This window comes from Gordonia sp. 852002-10350_SCH5691597, assembly GCF_001665715.1.
Classification (GTDB): domain Bacteria; phylum Actinomycetota; class Actinomycetes; order Mycobacteriales; family Mycobacteriaceae; genus Gordonia; species Gordonia sputi.
Genome location: NZ_LZMO01000244.1, coordinates 1 through 561, shown reverse-complemented (window position 1 = coordinate 561; position 561 = coordinate 1). Strand labels below are relative to the sequence as shown.

Annotated in this window: 2 pseudogenes; one reads left to right on the top strand and one right to left on the bottom strand. The window is 61.3% G+C overall.

What is annotated here, in order from left to right:
* Nucleotides 1–219, bottom strand: a pseudogene (locus A5777_RS18090) (IS256 family transposase); the annotation flags it as partial.
* A 56-nt stretch (nt 220–275) separates the two neighbouring features.
* Between A5777_RS18090 and A5777_RS18085 the strand changes: the two are divergent.
* A pseudogene (locus A5777_RS18085) lies at nt 276–561 on the top strand (IS30 family transposase); the annotation flags it as partial.

The following is a 561-nucleotide window of genomic DNA, read 5'->3' as shown; positions in this document are numbered from 1 at the left end:
TTTCAGCCCACGTTCGAGGGCGAGTTTGATCAGACCCGGAATTAGGCCACCGTCCCCGGTGATCTGAACCTGCCCGGTATCGATCTGGGCCAACAACTCATCGACCATGCCCGAAGCCGCCAACGCCTCGGCCACCTCCGCAGTCGAACGTGGCTCGGCCAGCTCAGGCAACTGATGATCGTCGTGGCCCTGCTGCTTGTCGTCTAACGCCATGCTCATAGATCTTCCTCTCACTGATGAGCACTGGACTTACACAGACCATCTGACACCCCCACGCGATCATCACCGCGATCAAGGACCTACCCGCGCACCTACGCGGGTCGCTCACCTGGGACCAGGGCGCCGAGCTTGCCCGACACAAGCAGATCAGCATCGCCACCGACATGCAGGTGTACTTCTGCGATCCGGCCAGCCCGTGGCAGCGCGGTACCAACGAGAACACCAACGGGCTGCTACGGCAGTACTTCCCCAAAAGCACTGACCTGAGTGTCTACGGTCCAGCAGATCTTGAGCACGTCGCGCAGGAACTCAACGGCCGTCCACGCAAAACGCTCGGCTGGG